General features: G+C 37.1%; 13 protein-coding genes. 2 read left to right on the forward strand and 11 right to left on the reverse strand.

Annotation, left to right across the window (positions count from 1 at the left end; all coding sequences use genetic code 11):
• Position 1 precedes the first annotated feature (1 nt).
• The 7 genes from I6U49_RS07010 to I6U49_RS07040 form a co-directional block, all read right to left on the reverse strand.
• A complete protein-coding gene (locus I6U49_RS07010; protein ID WP_198628118.1) occupies positions 2–2,248 on the reverse strand; it encodes a DUF349 domain-containing protein in 2,247 nt (748 codons plus the stop codon).
• A gap of 112 nt (positions 2,249–2,360) precedes the next feature.
• Positions 2,361–3,089: a shikimate dehydrogenase family protein gene (locus I6U49_RS07015; protein WP_198628119.1), complete on the reverse strand. Its 729-nt coding sequence runs from the start codon at positions 3,087–3,089 to the stop codon at positions 2,361–2,363.
• Entirely contained in the window at positions 3,086–4,111 is a 1,026-nt protein-coding gene (locus I6U49_RS07020; protein WP_193711808.1) for a DUF368 domain-containing protein, read from the reverse strand. The genes I6U49_RS07015 and I6U49_RS07020 overlap by 4 nt, the downstream gene beginning before the upstream one ends.
• Positions 4,098–5,036, reverse strand: coding sequence for a DUF368 domain-containing protein (locus I6U49_RS07025; RefSeq protein ID WP_198628120.1), 939 nt, complete (start codon positions 5,034–5,036; stop codon positions 4,098–4,100). Before I6U49_RS07025 ends, I6U49_RS07020 begins: the two co-directional genes overlap by 14 nt.
• Before the next feature lie 40 nt (positions 5,037–5,076).
• Positions 5,077–6,474: a tetratricopeptide repeat protein gene (locus tag I6U49_RS07030; RefSeq protein WP_193711806.1), complete on the reverse strand. Its 1,398-nt coding sequence runs from the start codon at positions 6,472–6,474 to the stop codon at positions 5,077–5,079.
• 179 nt (positions 6,475–6,653) lie between these two features.
• The gene (locus I6U49_RS07035; protein WP_198628175.1) at positions 6,654–7,853 is read right to left on the reverse strand and encodes an aspartate aminotransferase family protein; all 1,200 of its coding nucleotides are present in this window, start codon (positions 7,851–7,853) and stop codon (positions 6,654–6,656) included.
• On the reverse strand, positions 7,849–9,711 hold the full coding sequence (locus tag I6U49_RS07040) for an OstA-like protein (protein WP_198628121.1): 1,863 nt from the start codon (positions 9,709–9,711) through the stop codon (positions 7,849–7,851). Before I6U49_RS07040 ends, I6U49_RS07035 begins: the two co-directional genes overlap by 5 nt.
• A gap of 272 nt (positions 9,712–9,983) precedes the next feature.
• On the opposite strand from I6U49_RS07040, the gene I6U49_RS07045 reads away from it, so the two are divergent.
• Positions 9,984–10,724 carry a ferritin-like domain-containing protein gene (locus tag I6U49_RS07045; protein WP_193711805.1) on the forward strand — a complete coding sequence of 247 codons (741 nt, stop codon included), beginning with the start codon at positions 9,984–9,986 and terminating at the stop codon, positions 10,722–10,724.
• 27 nt (positions 10,725–10,751) lie between these two features.
• Complete coding sequence (locus I6U49_RS07050; RefSeq protein WP_198628122.1) at positions 10,752–11,585, forward strand: ferritin-like domain-containing protein; 834 nt, start codon at positions 10,752–10,754, stop codon at positions 11,583–11,585.
• A 110-nt stretch (positions 11,586–11,695) separates the two neighbouring features.
• Here I6U49_RS07050 and I6U49_RS07055 read toward each other — a convergent pair whose 3' ends face one another.
• The 4 genes from I6U49_RS07055 to I6U49_RS07070 are packed head-to-tail and all read right to left on the reverse strand — an operon-like array spanning position 11,696 to position 16,949.
• Positions 11,696–12,967: an adenylosuccinate synthase gene (locus tag I6U49_RS07055; protein ID WP_193711803.1), complete on the reverse strand. Its 1,272-nt coding sequence runs from the start codon at positions 12,965–12,967 to the stop codon at positions 11,696–11,698.
• A 12-nt stretch (positions 12,968–12,979) separates the two neighbouring features.
• Positions 12,980–13,435, reverse strand: a complete 456-nt coding sequence (locus I6U49_RS07060; RefSeq protein WP_057481434.1) for a Fur family transcriptional regulator — start codon at positions 13,433–13,435, stop codon at positions 12,980–12,982.
• 29 nt (positions 13,436–13,464) lie between these two features.
• A complete protein-coding gene (locus tag I6U49_RS07065; protein WP_198628123.1) occupies positions 13,465–15,675 on the reverse strand; it encodes a RelA/SpoT family protein in 2,211 nt (736 codons plus the stop codon).
• 35 nt (positions 15,676–15,710) lie between these two features.
• Entirely contained in the window at positions 15,711–16,949 is a 1,239-nt protein-coding gene (locus I6U49_RS07070) for a M48 family metallopeptidase (RefSeq protein WP_198628124.1), read from the reverse strand.
• Positions 16,950–16,954 lie beyond the last annotated feature (5 nt).

Here is a 16,954-nt window from a genome sequence, read left to right on the forward strand (position 1 = left end):
CTTAGTAGAGCGATTTGATTTTACGCAGCTTTTCTTTCCAAATCTCAAGCTGTTCTTTTTGGGCGGCTATATTTTTATGAACATCCTGTACCAGCGGGTTATCTTCATCTACATTAGAGAAAAACTGTAAGTTATTCTCCAACTGTCTAATTTCAGCCTTTGTTTCTTCTATTTTCTTAGTTAGGAAATAATGTTCGTTACGAAGTTTTTTATCGTCATCGGCATCGTTTAAAGCCTGTACCTTATTTTCATATTTAAGCATTTCGGCCTTGGTATGATCTACATCAAGCTTATTGAAAAGTTGATCTAAAGCCTTATTGAATTTTCCTTCAATAAAACGCTTGTTATAAGGTACTGATCCTAAATTTTTCCAGTCTTCAATAAACTGTTTTATTTTAGGCAGGTCTTCTTTTTTATCGCCACTAAGTTCAAAAGATTTAACCTGTTCCAGGAGGTCTTTTTTCTTGTCGAAAGCTTCAAATTCTTCTTTGTTCTCTTCTTTGCGCGTTTCGTGCAGGCGTTCAAAATAGTGATTACAGGCTGCTTTAAACTGTTTCCAAACCTTATCGCTATCTTTTCTTGGAACATGGCCTATTTTCTTCCAATCTGCCTGTATTTTTTTCATTAAAGGCGTCACGGTTTTAAAATCCTCACTATCCTTGTTGTCTTCCGCAATTTGAATAAGCTCTTTTTTCTTCTCGAGATTATCGTATTGTTGCTTTTTAAGGTTCTTATAGAAAGCATTTTTATTACGGTTAAATCGGCGAACACTTTGTTTAAAATCAGTCCAGGTTTCTTCATTCTTATTGCGTGGTACCTTACCTGCATTAAAGAATGCTTCCCTTAGTGCTTCAATCTCTTTAATCTTCTGTTGCCATTTGTTATGGCCTTTATATTCTTCAGCTGCAATTGCTTTTATCTTTTCGATAATAGCCTGCTTGGCTTTCCAGTTTTCTTCGTAACGCTCATCTAAGGTATTAAAATACTCCTGGCGTTTATCGTGAATTTGCTTGGTAGCATTGCTAAATCGGTTCCAAATATCTTCCCGAAATTCTTTGGCAACAGGCCCAAGTTCTTCTTTCCACATTTTATGAAGCATTTGCAGCTCCCTAAACGCACGGTTTATGTCATTTTCCTGTGCTAATTCCTCAGCGCGGTCAATAACCTTTAATTTTTGATCTAGATTGTGTTTAAAATCCAGGTCCCTAAACTCACGGTTTAAATGAAGAAAATCATAAAAATTCTCTACATGATGGTGATAAGTGTTCCAAACATCGTTGTATTTTTCTCTTGGAATTGGTCCCGCAACGCGCCAGCTATCCTGAAGATCTTTAAAATGCTTGTAGGTGGTATTTATATTTTCTTCCACATCTATAAGCCCCTTTAACTCTTCAATAATTTCCAGGCGTTTGGAAAGATTTTTATTAAGGTCTTGTTTAAGTTGCTTATAATAATTATTGCGTTTCTCCCTATAATCAAAATAAAGGGAATTGAAACGCTTTTTAAGAGGGGTAGAGTAGTGGAAGTCTATAATATTACCGCCATCGGCAAGAAATTCTTCTTTCTTCTCCTCTTCCTCTTCATTAAACTTGGCATTAAATTCGGCACGAATTTCAATAACGTGATCTTTAATGGCCTGTACCTTTTCGTTTTTAAGCAAAGTTTCAAATTCATCTACCAATTGCTCTTTGCTCATCGCATGGTAATCTTTCTTCGGAATATTGTGCCGTTCTGCCTTAGATTCATCTTCACTATCTTCGGCAACCGAGTTGTCTATATGTTCCTGATGGTGTTTAGAGTCCCTTTCTTCCTCTTCAGAAGTTTTTTCATGATCATCATTATCATCTTCAAGAGTCTTATTTTCTACTTCAGATTCAGACTGATTTTCTTCTTGAGGCCGGGTTTGTTTTCGGCTTTCCTCCAAAAGAGCATCATTATCATCGTCTTCTTCGCTATTGGCTTTATTTTCTTCTGAAGTGTTCTTTTTATCACTGGCTTCTGCAATCATGGCATCTTCCAGCTTATCGTCTTCAGTTTTGATTTCAGAAGCAGTTTCTGCAGGTTCAACCACCGTATTATCTGTGGGCTTGGTTGTTTCGTTTTCAGACTTTTCAGAAAATGATTGTTCTGCTACATTTTCATCCCGGTTTTCTACCTGTTGCTTTTCGTTATTCCGAGTTTTTTCAGAATTTTTGGCAGCTTCATTAGAAAACTCCTCTTTATTTTTATCATCTTCTTGCTGAGACATATCTTTCAATGTTAAGGTTCTTGTAAATTAATTAGGCTGAAAGATAGTAACTCCAACAAAATTGGGCAAACAATTCGCTTTTTTTGTAAGATTTAAAATAAAAAAAAGGGCTTTATTTATTCCAAATACGCCAGGCACTTTCAGCTTGTAATTCAAGCATTTCCAATCCGTTTTTAATTTTGGCTCCCTGTTCTTTTGCCAGGGCCAGGAGTTGGGTGGTTTCGGGGTTGTAAATAAGGTCGTAAACCAGGTGTTTGTTGGTTAAATGCTCAATGGGGAATTTGGGATATTTTTCTACGTTGGGGAAGGTACCTACAGGGGTAGTGTTAATAATAATGTTGTGGTCATTAACTATTTCCTGTGAAAGATCCTGATAGCTTAATTTTAGCTCTCCCGAAGTTCTTGAGACAAATTTATAGGCAATTCCCATTTTTTTAAAGGCATATGCTATGGCTTTTGAAGCTCCACCGGTTCCCAGGATAAGGGCTTTTTTATGATGAGGTTTTAGCAAGGGTTTTATAGATTCAGAAAAGCCTATGTAGTCTGTATTGTAGCCAATAAGTTTATTGCCATTTATTTTTATGGTATTTACTGCGCCAATTTCTTCAGCCTCAGGAGCCAGATCGTCCAAAAAATTAATGATTTCTTCTTTGTAAGGAATGGTGACATTCAGGCCTTGTAGGTTTGGTGTCTCTTTTATAACATCCCGAAATTGGTTTATATTTTGTAAATCGAAATTAAGATACTCGGCATCAATATTTTCTTTTTTAAATTTTTTGCTGAAATAAGTTCGGGAAAATGAGTAACTAATATTTTTACCTAATAAGCCAAAAGTTTTCATTTGATTGCGGGTTTTTGGTTTTTCTTTTCGTACCAGGCGAGTCCTAATACAATGAGTATTCCTATTAAGATAAAGAAAATTGCCAACCAGGTTTCAGCTGAAGAAAAAGTTGGAAAATAGCGGTCGTAATAATCTATTACCCCATTCCCCTGGCTATCCAGAATTATTTCCCCTTCTTTATCTAACTTAAAAATTTTTTCTTTCCATGGCCAAACCACTCCAAGTGATCCTGTAATAAAGCCAATTATGGCGGCAAAAGTATCTTTTTTATAATGTTTTAAAACAAAGCCAAGAACATGCGAAAGTGTTACCAAGCCGGCCAGAGAGCCTGCGCCAAATACCAGGAGTACTTCTAAAAGCCTTATTCTTTCCGGATCTTGTGTAAAGCTAAAATCAAGTAAAATTAGTTCAGACAGGGTGTCGTAAAGGGCATTTACCGAGTCTACCAGTAGTAATACATAATTTCCAAATAGAATAAGAATAAAAGATCCCGAAAGTCCCGGCAGCGTCATTCCCGATACGCCCACCATACCGCAAAAAAATACAAACCAAAGATTGTCGTTTTCTTTTGCAGGTTCAAGGAAACTAATGGCTACCCCGGCCAGTATTCCCAGGAAAACAAATATTAGGGAGCGTTTGCTCCATTCGTCAAAATCTTTACTTATGTAATATATAGAGCCTATAATCATGCCGAAGAATGAAGCCCAAACATATAATTCGTAATGAAGAATTAGGTAATCCAGTAATTTTGAAACACTAAAATAGCTAATAAGCATTCCTAAAATAAGTAAGCTTAGGAATCTCCCGTTAGTATAATGAAACAGACTTCTAAATCGCCCATTTATAAGCAATATAAAAGCCTTATAATTTATTTTTTGAAGTGAATAAATAAATTCTTCGTAAAACCCGGCTACAAAAGCCACAACACCTCCAGAAACACCGGGAACTTTATTAGCAGCTCCCATGGCCAGACCTTTAAGGACTAAAAGTACTTTATCTGTAAAGGTTCTAGTTTGTTGCATGGGTGTTTTCTGAGCTTTTTGCGGCAAAAGTTTCTAAGCCTAGAATTAAGAAAAATCCTGCGAGCATCAAAATAATAGCAACTAATGTTTGTGGTTCTCCATTAAAATTCCATGGTAAAACTGATGCTTCTTTAAGAACAACTTCTTTGTCTCCATACATTTCGGTTTGCAACACATGCTTCCAGGGCCATATTTTATTGAGAGAACCGGCAATAAACCCGGTTAATACGGCAAGTGTAAAACTACTATAATGTACAAAAAGCCATTTAAGGATCTTAGAGAAACTAAGTAACCCAACTACGGCTCCTATAGCAAAAATGCCCAGGGTTTGAAAATCGAAATCGTGTACAGCATCGGTAAGCTTTTTATAGGCCCCCAGTAAAACCAGGATAAATGCACCCGAAATACCGGGAAGTATCATAGCACATATTGCGATAGCTCCAGAGAAAAAGATGTATATGTTACTATCTTTTGCGGCCATAGGGGGCAGGGATACAATATAGAATGCAATGGCTGCACCAATAACCAGGGCCAGTACTATTTTAAAATTCCATTTGGGAATTTGCTTACCTACATACCAAATACTGGCAAATACAAGTCCGAAGAAAAAAGACCATATCATTATGGGATGATTTTCCAGCATATATTTCGCAGCCCTCATAAGAGAGAAAAAACTGATAAGGATTCCAGTAAAAAGTGCTAAAATAAAAGGGCCGTTAAGCTGTTGCCACATGGCTTTAAAACCTTTTTCTTTCCAGGTAGTGACCAATGAAAAGTTTACACCGCTTATGGTAGAAATTAATTCTTCATAAATTCCGGTAATAAAAGCAATAGTTCCTCCAGAGACCCCGGGAACAACGTCTGCCGCACCCATTGCCATACCTTTTAAAGTTACAGGTAGATAATCTTTAAACCTTTTTCGCATGTGAACAAATTAAAATTCCGGCTCAAAGTTAGCAAAATAACTAAGAGAGATTTATAAAGGAATTTATAATTTGCTTTACACTTTTTCGGTTAAAAACATTTGGAAATAATTCTTCGATAACAATATAATACTCGGCATCTAATTTTAATCCTCTATTCAAATGAAAATAAGCTTTTTCGCCTTCATTTTCACTAAAATATAATCCTGCCAAACGAAATTCAATCTCTGCGGTATTCGGATAAAATTCCACTGCCTGGTTTAGGTTTTTAATAGCGGTATCAAATTCTCCAAGATCTATTAAAATATCACAACGTCTAATCCAGGTCTCCAATTCATAGTTCCCCAGGTCTAAACTTTTTTTATAACCTTTTTCTGCTTCTTCAAAAAACTTTAGACGATTATTGATTTTGGCGTAGCGTTTCCAATATAGCACATTGTCTTCGTCAATATTTATGGCTTTGTTGATGTAGTACAGGGCTTTCTGGAAATTTTTCTTTTTTATGTAAAAATCGGTGATGGCAATCCAACCTTTATCCAAAAGCGGATCTTCATGTACGCAATCTTTGTAATGTTTAAGCGCAAGCTCATTTAAGCCCAGTTTTTCGAAGCATTTTCCAATTCGTAAATAAGTAAAAGACGTAGGGTCGTCTAATTCTAAGGTTAATCGGTAATTTTCTATAGCTTCGTGATAGCGGCCTAGCTTCTCCAGTACTTTTCCTTTTTCCAGGTAAGCGCCAATAAAATACTCATCGCTTATTATCGCAAAGTCGAAAGCCGATAATGCTTTTTCATAATTTTTTAAATCAAAATATTGTTTGCCTACCTGGTGCCAGGCTACTTCACAATACGGATTTTTGTCTAAATACATGTTTAGATATGCGATGGCTTCTTTTTTTTGATCCAGAAAATCAAAACAATACATTACATTGTATAAAGCCGAATAATCTTCTTCATCGGCTTCTAAACATTTCATAAAGCTAAACTTGGCATTTTCAAAGTCTTCAAGGAAGAGATATTCCATTCCAATTAAAGAGTAGATCTCTGCCGGGTCCAGGGTTATATCAAGTGCCATCTTTAACACCTGTATAGCTTTAGCGTGAAGGTCGCGTTTAGAGAGAATTTGTGCTTTTTGAATATAAACTTCTTCGTTAGAAGATTCTAGTTGCTGTAATTCGCTTAGCATAGACTCGGCTATATCCAGCTTATCTTCAAAAACAAGAATTTCAATCTTAAAGAGTTTTAAATTGGTAGAAGTTGGATGTTGCGCCAGGCCTAATTTAACAGCTTTTTTGGCCAGGGCAAATTTCCCGTTCTCTAAATAGTAATTAATAATATCTTCAAATTCGGCCGAATCAAAGAATAAAACATCATTTGTTTTAAGCATAGATTCAAAGCGTGAAAGTGAGAATTTGTTTTCGTCGTTATGGCTTAACTGCATACGTGGGTAATTACGGGATTTCTACTTGCTCACTAAGTGAGACTTAAAATATTTCAACACTTAAATTGAAATTGCCTGATCTTTTAAACTTAATATCTTGAGACGAGCCCAAAGACATTTCTTAAAAATAAAAATGATTATGTTTTAAAAAATCAAAAATCAATATTCTTGTTAACAAATTAATGAACAGTTTGTTGCTGTCTCATTATTTCATCCAATACGTCAATAATGATGCCACAGCCTTCTTTTATCTCCTCTTCCGATATGGTAAGCGGCGGTGTTATTCTTACTGCCTTTTTCTCGAATAACAACCAGAAAAGTATAAGTTCTTTTTCCTTGCACTTTAAGATTAAATGATTTGTTATTTCTTCAGAATTAGTAATAATAGCAAGCATTAAGCCTATTCCCCTAACTTCTGAAATAAGTGGATGCACCAGTAATTTTCTAAAAAGTTTTTCTTTTTTTAGACTCTCTGCCATTAAGTCTGAACTGGTAATTTCCTTTAAAGTAGCTAAAGCTGAAGCAGCAATTACAGGATTTCCCCCAAAGGTTGTAATATGTCCCATTTTAGGATTGTCTGAAAGGCTATCCATAATTGGGGCAGATGCGGCAAATGCACCAATGGGCATTCCGCCACCCATTCCTTTTCCTAAAGCAACAATGTCGGGAACCATATCAAAATTTTCAAATCCAAAAAGTTTTCCGGTTCGTCCAAATCCAGGTTGAATTTCATCTAAAATCAATAAAGCACCTACTTGTTCACAGCGTTGTTTTATCTTTTTTAAATAATCGTTCTTTGGAAGAATAAATCCGGCACCTCCCTGTATACTTTCCAGAATTACGGCTGCGGTTTTCCTGGTTATTTTTTTCAGATCTTTTTCCTCATTAAACCGAATAAAAGAAATATCTCCCAAAAGCGGCCTAAATGGCTTTTGGCGTTCTTCGTAATCCATTAAGCTAAGCGATCCCATGGTGTTGCCGTGATAGGCCTGGTGGGCAGCTATAATTTCGGATCTTCCTGTATAACGGCGTGCTAGTTTTAAAGCGCCTTCTATAGCTTCTGTTCCAGAATTTGTGAGATAGGTTTTTTCAAGTGGTTTAGGGTAGTATTTGGCCAGTAAGCTTGCTAATTCTACGGCAGGTTGCTGGGCGTATTCCCCGTAAACCATTACATGTAGGTATTTTTCAGCCTGTGTTTTAATGGCATGAACCACTTTGGGATGGCAGTGGCCTAAACTACAAGCCGAAACACCGGCTACAAAATCCAGGTGTTTTTTTCCGTCAGTAGTAAAAATATAGGAGCCTTTTGCCGATGCTACCTCTAAACCTAAGGGATGTGGAGTAGTTTGCGCCTGGTACTTTAAAAAGTCTTTATTAATTGCCTTCGTCATCTTCAGCTTCGTTCTTGTTGTCTTTTTGTGAGTTTTCTGGCTTTATTAAAGGTGTTGGTACTTTCTTTGAAATGCTATCTTTAACTGTCTTTTTTGCTTCTTCTGCCTTTTCCTTAATTATTTGCGGGCTTTCTTTTAACTGCGGAATACTGTCTTTTACCTTGTTTTGTAAATCTTCCGGCTTTAGCCTGGACTTGTCATTTAGTAGCATCTCATCTCCTTCTTCGCGTTCATCGAAGAACTCCCCTTCTTCTTCAGGTAAAGCTATTCCTTCAATTTTAACCAATTCGGGTTCTGGCTTTCCTTTAAATAAGTCTTCCTTAGAAAGTAACCTTTCGTCACCACGCCAATTAAAACCAATTAGTTCACGAACATTAAGGGGGAAGTCTTCTTCCGGAGTTAAATTTCCGTCTACGTTCTGGTAATAATAGATATCCTGGATTTCCCGATTTTCAAATAGAATTTTAATAGAACTGGACAGGGTTTTATTTATTCCTATAAGTTCCTGGTCGTTATTACGGCTGTAGTATAGGGTTTCGGTATTTTTGTTGATATCTACCTGGTACAATTCATTATCCTCAAATAAACCAACCAAATCCATTCCTTTTACCTGGTTATAGCCTTCTATAGTGTCTTTCTGAATCAAAAATGCATTATTAAATACCCGCATCGAATCCAGTTGTTCTGTTTTGGTATTGCTTTGCAAATGAATAGTGTCCCCCGTCATTTGGCTAAGTCCGCTCCATAGCACCGGACTTCTTTTTTTATCTACAGAAGAAACCGGGCCGCTGTTTAAGTTAATCATTTTGGTAAGGCCGGTTTCCTGGTTAATATGAACCGAATCGCTTTTGCCACTCATATCGCTCTTAAATAGGCGCACGTCATAAAATCCCCGAATAATACGTTTCTCGGGTTTCCCGGTAATCATTATGGTATCACCATGAATAAAAAGCGAATCATTATCCTGAACGCTGGCTGCTACCGCCCTTTTTGTAATAAAAACAGAATCTTTATCTCGAAATACTTCGGCGTAGTGCCCGGTTACAACACTTTTGTTAATGGTATCAATAACCCGAATGTTGTTGGTGGCCGAAGCAAAATTTGTATTCCTATTAAAATATAGGCTATCGCCTTTTACCGTTCTGTTATTGTAATCTATCCTGGAGTTTTTTACAAAATAGCCTGTATCGCCACGGGTATCATAAAAACCGCGTTCACAATATACCGTACTGGTTTCACTCTTAATTGTAGATGGACCATACAGGTATGCGTGCCCGGTTTTTCCATAAAAATCAAGTTGTTCTGAATTTATAACATACTCGGGATTGGTAAGCACTACATCTGAAACAAAAGAATATTTATCCTGCTCCATATAATACCTTCCAATATTACTGGTAATAACCCCACCGGTATCTATTACTTTACCACCACTTCGGTAGTAAGCCTGTTGTTTTAGTCTATCAAAAAAAAGACTGTCAGATTCCAGGGTGGTTTGGGGGCGTTTCATCACTACGTCGCCACTGGCAAATGCAAATTGGGAGTTTCCATTATACTCAGCATAGCTACTGTTTAGTTTTACAGTATCGCCTTGCTGCATTCTTACATTTCCGAAGGCTCTAAAAAAATTCTCTTCTTTATAATGAATGGCAAGATCGCACCACACTTCTATACCTTCGTGTTTAAAATACACCTGGTTTTCTACTTTGCTTAAAACAAAAGCTCCTGGATATTTTTCATCCTGGATATTTCTATCGGCACTATAATCAATCTCTTTGGCTTCCTGGGCCTTAACTAAAGAAGGAATGCACAAAGTTGCCAATACTAAGAAAAGAATGATTTTTTTCAAGTCTATAATTTTTTCAAAAGTAATTAAAATTTGGGGGAATAATCTTTTTAAGATAAGGAGGTGTACAATAAGATGAACCTTGATTTTTTAATGAGTAACATTTTTTTTAGAAAACTTTAACTCTCTTATAAAAACCATCATTGCTAAGCATACGTAAATATGGTAAATGATCTCTTGAACAATTCAATGAGGCATTGGATAGAATTTTTTTGGTTTCGAGATAAATCCCGGAGCACAATAGATTATCGAGTAAACAACTAAAAACTTAAATTATGGAAAAACCACGTATTAAGGTAGAAGCAGTAACTGCAAAACCTTCAAAAAACAGGAGTTCAAGACGAAAGTTTCTTAAAATGGGCGGACTCGCCATGGCAGGTTCAGGCTTACTGCTCTATGGATGTAGTGATGATGATATGACCCCAGATCCAACTCCCCCGGGAGAAGTTTTTGATCTTGGGAGTGGCGATGTAGGGATACTAAATTATGCATATGCGTTAGAGCAACTGGAAGCTGCATTTTATACAAAAGTCTTAGATGGCTCTTATTGGGCAGGAGCTACTGCTGAAGAAAAATTGATTTTAGAAGATTTATATGATCATGAGGTTATACATAGAGAGTTTTTTAAAGCTGCAATTAGTGCTAACGCTGAAGCCAGCCAGGTGCTGCCAGAGTTAGAATTTGATTTTAGCGGTGTAAATTTTGCAGATAGAGATTCTGTATTATCAACAGCCAGGGTATTGGAAGATACCGGTGTTGCCGCGTATAATGGAGCAGGTAAATTATTGCAAACTCCAGATTTTTTAGTGATTGCAGGTAAAATTGTTTCGGTAGAGGCAAGGCATGCTGCTGCTATTCGTTCTATTTATTTAGAAGATAATACGGCTTTTGCCGGAGACGATGTTATTGATGCTAATGGGCTGGATCTGGCTAAAGATCCGGAAACAATTCTTGGGGAAGTTGGCGCAACCGGCTTCGTAGTTACACCATTTACAGCCAATAATTTACCTAAGTAATCATTTTTAACTTTAAAAAACAATATTATGGATATTATAAAATTTTTAGACGAATTTACTTCAGAAAGTCTTACTAAGAAAGCTTCTTCCAGGCGGGAAATGCTGGGTAACCTTGGAAATTTAGGTAAGAAGGCGGCTATGGTAGCTGTTCCTTTTGGACTTGCTTCTACCTCTGGAAAAGCTTTTGCACAAAGTAACGGGAACGATGCCATAGGTGCGTTACAGCTTGCCCTTACCCTGGAATATCTTGAAGCCGAATTTTATATAAAGGCCCTGGATTCTGGAGTATTACCAAGCGGTGGCAGGGCTGAAGCAGTTTATAACCAAATTTCTAAGCACGAAAGTGCCCACGTAGAATTTCTAAAAGCAGGCTTGGGAGATAACGCCGTAGATTCGCCTGAATTCGATTTTACCGCAGGAGGGGCTTTTGATCCTTTTAATAAGAATAATGATATGGCTTACGCCCAGTTATTGGCGTTGGCCCAGGCCTTTGAAGACACCGGTGTAAGAGCTTATAAAGGTCAGGCAGGAAATCTTATGGGAACCGATTTTCTTACTCCGGCATTGCAAATACATTCAGTTGAAGCAAGGCACGCCTCAGAGATTAGAAGGTTGAGAGCCGATGTTTTAAATGAAAACACCAATGAAAATGCACTAGGCTGGATAAACTTAAACAATAGGGGGCCGGGAATGCCGGAAGCTACCCAGGCTGTTTATGACGGGGAAGAAAATATTATGCAGGGAGGCGTAAACCTGGTAGATGCTACCGGCTTTAGTGCCGAAGCAGTATCACAATCTTACGATGAGCCTATGAGTGGACAGGTAGCTCAACAAATAGCCAGCTTATTCATCGTTTCCTAAGGATGAATAAATAACTTAATTCTAAGTTTTTGTTATAGAGGATTTTGTTATGAAAAAAGCCGTTTCAATTTGAAACGGCTTTTTGTTTTTTTATCAAATAAGATTTTTGATTAACGTGTGATAGTTTGGGTTCTGTCTGGCCCAACTGAAACCACTTTAATCGGAATTTCCAGTTCTTTCTCTAAAAATGCAACATAATCATTAAACTCTTTAGGAAGTTCCTCTACTTTTGTCATCCCGGTAAGATCGGCTTCCCAACCTTTAATTTCGGTATAAATGGGAGTGATATTTTCTGCTTCAATATTATAAGGCAAGTGGTCAATTTCCTCGCCTTTGTAATTATAAGCGGTACATACTTTTAAGGTTTTAAAACCACTAAGTACATCGCCTTTCATCATAATTAACTGGGTGATTCCATTTACCTGTACGGCATATTTTAGAGCTACAAGGTCTAACCAACCACATCTACGCGCACGACCGGTTGTAGCACCAAATTCGTTTCCAACACGTCCCATGGTTTCACCGTCCTCATCAAAAAGTTCGGTAGGGAAGGGGCCACTTCCAACTCTTGTGGTATATGCCTTGAAAATCCCATAGGCCTCACCAATTTTATTTGGTGCAACTCCAAGACCTGTACAAGCTCCAGCCGCAGTAGTGGTAGAAGAAGTTACAAACGGATAGGTTCCAAAATCTATGTCTAATAAAGATCCCTGAGCACCTTCGGCTAAAATAGTTTTACCTTCTTTTTGTGCCTGGTGCAAATAAGCTTCACTATCTATAAAAGTTAGTGATTTAAGAGTTTCTACCGCATTAAAAAATTCCTTCTCCAATTCAGCAAGATCGTATTGCACGTCTACATCGTAGAATTTGATCATTTTCTCATGCTTGTCGGCCAGGGTTCTGTATTTTTCTTTCCAGTTTTCCAGTTCCAGGTCACCTACACGAATTCCGTTTCTCCCGGTTTTGTCCATATAAGTTGGTCCAATTCCTTTAAGGGTAGAGCCAATTTTAGCCTTTCCTTTTGAAGCTTCAGAAGCTGCATCCAGAAGTCTGTGAGTAGGTAGGATTAAATGTGCTTTTCTGGAAATAAATAATTTAGACTTATAATCTATATTATTTTTACTAAGATTATCCAGTTCTTTTTTAAAAATTACGGGATCTATCACCACACCATTACCTACAAGGTTAATGGTTTGATCATGAAAAATTCCTGAAGGAATTGTATGTAAAACGTGTTTTTGCCCATCGAATTCGAGGGTGTGTCCTGCGTTTGGTCCTCCCTGAAATCTTGCAATGATATCGTATTTAGAGGTGAGTACATCAACAATTTTTCCTTTGCCTTCGTCACCCCACTGGAGACCGAGTAGTAAATCTACCGCCATTGAAATCTTAAGTTAATTGGTTGTTTTTTTGTTGCCGTAAAAATATAAAGAATGTTTGGTAATTTCTATATCAAACACCTCTTCAATTGTTTTTTTTATGGACTGAATGCGTGGATCGCAAAATTCTATAACCTCACCGGTATCGGTTAAAATAACGTGATCGTGTTGCCGGTCAAAATATGACTTTTCATATTGCGCCTGGTTTTGCCCAAACTGGTGCTTTCTAACCAAGCCGCATTCCAGCAATAATTCTATAGTATTATAGAGGGTTGCACGACTTACCCGGTATTTTTTGTTTTTCATTTTAATGTAGAGTGATTCTATATCAAAATGATCGTCGTTATTATATATTTCCTGAAGTATGGCAAAACGTTCGGGGGTTTTTCTATGCCCTTTTTCCTCCAAATACTTGGTGAACACGTTTTTAACTACTGCCTGATCGTTCTTATTTACAACTTTTTTGCTCATAATTCTTTGTAGCTTACAAAGGTATAGGATTATTCACGGCTAACCTTATCGATGCCGTTAATTTTTTTAAGGCGGTTAATAATAGTGGTGAGTATGGCATTGTTCTTTACTTTGAGCGTTATTTCACCGCTAAAGACGCCATCTACACTTTCAAAACCTACCTTTTGCATATTCACATTGAGGTTGCTCGAAATTTCTTTCGTTACCTCGCTCACCAAACCTAAGTTATCAATTCCGGTTAATTTTATAACAGCTTTAAAGTCTTGCTGAGAAGAATCTATCCATTTTGCCGGAATAATCCTGTAGGCATAATTACTTTGAAGCTGAAGTGCATTGGGACAATTTTTCTTATGTACTTTTATACCATCATTTACGGTTACAAAACCAAAGACCTGGTCTCCGGGTATTGGATTGCAACAATTGGCCAGTTTGTATTCTAAAGTTTCATCTTCGTCCCTTCCAAAAACAAGCTGGTCGAATTTAGAGGTAATTTCATCTTTATTGAGATCTTCAGCAATAACCGGTTTGGTGATTTTACGTTTAATATAACTCACCAATGCGTTGCTCCTGGATGAAGCAAACTCTTTAAGTTTTTGATTGTCTATCTTACCAATTCCAACCCGATAAAATAAATCCAAACTGGTTTTTAAATTAAAATGAACAACCAACTCATTAATTACCTTTTCATTAAAAGGAATTTTTTGCGCGCGCAGTTTTCTGGTGAGAATAGCTTTGCCTTCTTCGGCTATTTCACGTTTTTCATCTTTTAAAGAAGATTTTATTTTAGCCCGTGCTCTGGCTGTGGTTGCATAATCTAACCAGTTTACGTTTGGTTTTGCGTTTTCTGATGTTATTATTTCAACCTGGTCGCCGCTTTTTAACTGATGGCTTAAGGGTACCAACTTATTATTAACCCTTGCACCACGGGTTTTTAAACCAATTTCGGTATGAATGCTAAATGCAAAATCTAAGGGGGTAGCCCCTTTAGGCAGAGATTTTAGATCTCCTTGTGGTGTAAAGATAAATATCTCTTTAGAGTAGAGATTCAGCTTAAATTGCTCTACAAAATCTACTGCATTAACATCTGGGTTTTCAAGAGCCTCCTGAAGCCTGTTTAACCATTCTTCAATTCCGCGGTCTTCTTTCGTGTCTCCTTGCTTATATTTATAATGTGCAGCATAACCTTTTTCGGCAATTTCATTCATTCTATGACTCCTAATTTGCACTTCTACCCAACGGCCTTTTGGTCCCATTACTGTAATATGCAGGGCTTCGTAACCGGTAGATTTTGGAGAAGAGATCCAGTCTCGAAGACGGGTAGGATTAGGCCTAAAATGGTCGGTAACTATAGAGTAAATTTTCCAGGCAAGAAATTTTTCGTTGGCCTGGTCGCTTTTATAAATAATTCGGATGGCAAATTTATCGTAGACCTCATCATAACTCACATTTTGAGCCTTCATTTTACGATGTATAGAATAAATAGATTTAGGCCTTCCTTTTATATCGTAATCCAGCTCTTCCTGATTAAGGGAGTCTTCAATAATTTGTGAGAACTCTTTTATATAGGCATCCTGTTCCTCTTTGCTTTCTTTTATTTTTTTTAGGATGTCCTGGTAAACTTCGGGTTCGGTATATTTTAAGGAGAGGTCTTCCAGTTCGGTTTTAATATTGTAAAGACCAATTCTATGTGCCAACGGAGCATAAATATATAGCGTTTCGGAGGCAATCTTTTCCTGTTTGTCACGTCTCATTGCATCCATGGTTTGCATATTATGCAACCTGTCGGCAATTTTGATAATGATTACCCGAATATCGTCGTTGAGCGTGAGTAGCATTTTCCGAAAATTCTCGGCTTGTAACGAAACATCTTTATCTTTCTTTAAGCTGGATATTTTTGTGAGTCCGTTAACGATGGTCGCCACCGTTTTTCCAAACATTTCTTCTATATCCTCAAGCGTATAAATTGTATCCTCAACAACATCGTGCAGGAGCGCTGCAACAATAGAAGTGGCGTCCAGGCCAATTTCGGAGGCTACAATTTTAGCCACAGTTATGGGATGGAAGATATAGGCTTCGCCAGATTTTCTTCGTTGATCTTTGTGTGCCTCAACAGCGGTATCAAAAGCTTTTCTAATTTGCTTTTTATCCTCGTCGTTTAGACTGCGATAGCTTATACGCAGTAGCTCTTTATACTGTCGGGCAATTTCTTTATTTTCTTTTTCTATAGCAGCTTCTGTCATAATTTAAAAGTACGATTAAGATTATAAAGAAACAACTACAAACTGCGCTTTAGATTTTTAAATCTTTGTAGCAGGGTAGGGTGTGAATAGTGCATAAAAACATAGGCCTTATGTGGCGTAAGATTACTTAAGCTGTTTCGACTAAGTTTTTTTAAACTTGAAATTAAGGGCTGGGCAGCATAGGTTTCTTTTGCAAAATTATCGGCCTGGTATTCAAATTTTCGTGATAAATAATTCATCAATAGACCGGTAATTTCTGAAATAGGACTATACAGTATTCCAAAGGCAATTAACCCAATATGAAAACTTGGTTCTTCTACGCCCAGGGCCTGGGATAGTACAGGGCTTCCTACAAATAAAGAAAGAAGCCATAAGGTAAAACCTGTGGTTACAATAGAAGCAACTAAGTTTACCAGGATATGGTTTTTTTTATAATGTCCAACTTCGTGAGCCAGTACTGATACAATTTCTTCTTCTTCCAGGTCTTTTACCAAAGTATCAAAAAGTGTAATACGCTTTTCGCTGCCAAATCCTGAAAAATAAGCATTGGCTTTGGTACTTCTTTTAGAACCATCTATTATAAAAATATTATCTAATTTAAAACCTACACTTGCTGCATAGGTTTCGATTTTAGTTCGTAAAGATCCTTCCTCCAGGGGGCTTTGCTTATTGAATAAAGGCACAATGAGTTTTGCATAAAACATATTAAGAAATACAGAAAAAACAGCCACAAGTATCCAGGCATACCACCAGAAATCATTTCCGGCAAATTGATAAAACCAAACGATAAGTGCCAGAATTCCACCGCCAAGTACCGCCATCATTAGCCAGCCTTTTATCTTATCTAAAAAGAAGGTGTTTTTAGTTGTTTTATTAAAACCATATTTTTCTTCAATTACAAAAGTGCTGTACCAGGAAAAAGGCGTGGTAAGAATATCACTGCCTATCATTATAATTCCGAAGAAAATCAGGGCTGCCAGGATATCATTATCGGTAAAATTCCGGGCAATCCCATCTACCCAGGCAAATCCATCAAAAACAATAAACCCCAAAGTGAGCAATACCGAAAAACTACCTGTTAAAATACCAAATCGGTAACGTTCTTTCTTATAAGCTTGCGATTTTTCGTACTCTTCCGGATCATAAACATCATCAAGTTCCTTTGGGATGGGATCATCAAAATGTTTTGCGTTAAGTGCATCCAAAATTTTATCGATGATAAAATCGATAATAATAATGCCAATAATAATATAAAATAGGGTTTGCGGATTCAAATGAT

It is taken from the genome of Salegentibacter maritimus (assembly GCF_016236915.1).
Lineage (GTDB): Bacteria > Bacteroidota > Bacteroidia > Flavobacteriales > Flavobacteriaceae > Salegentibacter > Salegentibacter maritimus.

What these genes read in the sequence shown, in the direction of transcription:
- I6U49_RS07055 (WP_193711803.1), bottom strand. Translation starts at nt 12,967, where the DNA reads ATGGCGGTAGATTTACTACTCGGTCTCCAGTGGGGTGACGAAGGCAAA.
- I6U49_RS07065 (WP_198628123.1), bottom strand. Translation starts at nt 15,675, where the DNA reads ATGACAGAAGCTGCTATAGAAAAAGAAAATAAAGAAATTGCCCGACAG.
- I6U49_RS07030 (WP_193711806.1), bottom strand. Translation starts at nt 6,474, where the DNA reads ATGCAGTTAAGCCATAACGACGAAAACAAATTCTCACTTTCACGCTTT.
- I6U49_RS07010 (WP_198628118.1), bottom strand. Translation starts at nt 2,248, where the DNA reads ATGTCTCAGCAAGAAGATGATAAAAATAAAGAGGAGTTTTCTAATGAA.
- I6U49_RS07025 (WP_198628120.1), bottom strand. Translation starts at nt 5,036, where the DNA reads ATGCGAAAAAGGTTTAAAGATTATCTACCTGTAACTTTAAAAGGTATG.
- I6U49_RS07015 (WP_198628119.1), bottom strand. Translation starts at nt 3,089, where the DNA reads ATGAAAACTTTTGGCTTATTAGGTAAAAATATTAGTTACTCATTTTCC.
- I6U49_RS07060 (WP_057481434.1), bottom strand. Translation starts at nt 13,435, where the DNA reads ATGAGCAAAAAAGTTGTAAATAAGAACGATCAGGCAGTAGTTAAAAAC.
- I6U49_RS07045 (WP_193711805.1), top strand. Translation starts at nt 9,984, where the DNA reads ATGGAAAAACCACGTATTAAGGTAGAAGCAGTAACTGCAAAACCTTCA.
- I6U49_RS07050 (WP_198628122.1), top strand. Translation starts at nt 10,752, where the DNA reads ATGGATATTATAAAATTTTTAGACGAATTTACTTCAGAAAGTCTTACT.
- I6U49_RS07020 (WP_193711808.1), bottom strand. Translation starts at nt 4,111, where the DNA reads ATGCAACAAACTAGAACCTTTACAGATAAAGTACTTTTAGTCCTTAAA.